Source organism: Bartonella sp. OT172YNZD, assembly GCF_042193725.1.
GTDB lineage: Bacteria > Pseudomonadota > Alphaproteobacteria > Rhizobiales > Rhizobiaceae > Bartonella > Bartonella grahamii_A.
The window spans coordinates 1-632 of sequence record NZ_JBHILZ010000099.1 but is presented as its reverse complement, the minus strand read 5'-3'; the positions used below and the strand labels follow the sequence as shown (position 1 = coordinate 632).

Annotated in this window: 1 protein-coding gene; it reads right to left on the bottom strand. The window is 39.6% G+C overall.

The features are described from left to right. On the bottom strand, positions 1-632 hold a 632-nt coding region (locus ACFIJS_RS09245), incomplete at both ends, for a DnaB-like helicase N-terminal domain-containing protein (protein WP_375651333.1).

The following is a 632-nucleotide window of genomic DNA, read 5'->3' as shown; positions in this document are numbered from 1 at the left end:
GCAATATTAAAAGCAATATTGGTCGCCAGAGAGGTTTTCCCCATAGCAGGGCGCCCCGCAAGGATAATCAAATCAGATGCTTGTAACCCTCCCATTTTCTCATCAAGTGTTTTAATATGGGTAGCTATCCCTGAGAGCCTTGAGGAACGCTTTTTCGCTGCACTTGCCATGTTAAGTGCTTTTGCAATGGCTGTATCAAAGTTTTCAAACCCACCTCCATATTTTCCTTTTTCGGCTAACTCAAATAATTGATTTTCAATCGTTTCAATTTGTTGGAAAGGTGTGAACTCCAGAGGCGCATCAAAAGCTGTATTGGCAACTTCATTGCCAAGATTAATCAAAGACCGGCGGATAAAAAGATCGTAAATGACACGTCCATAATCTTCAGCGTTAATAATAGTGACTGCCTCTGTGGCTAAGCGAACAACATACTGGTATACAGTAATATCTCCAATTTTTTCTTCCATTTGGATATAGGGCTTGATTGTAATGGGGTTTGCAAGATGACCCTTTTGAACAATTTTCAAGACAATCTCAAAGATCTTTTGATGTAGCGTTTCAAAAAAATGTTCTGCTTTGAGAAAGTCTGAAACGCGATCGAGTGCATTATTATTAATCAGGATTGCTCCAAG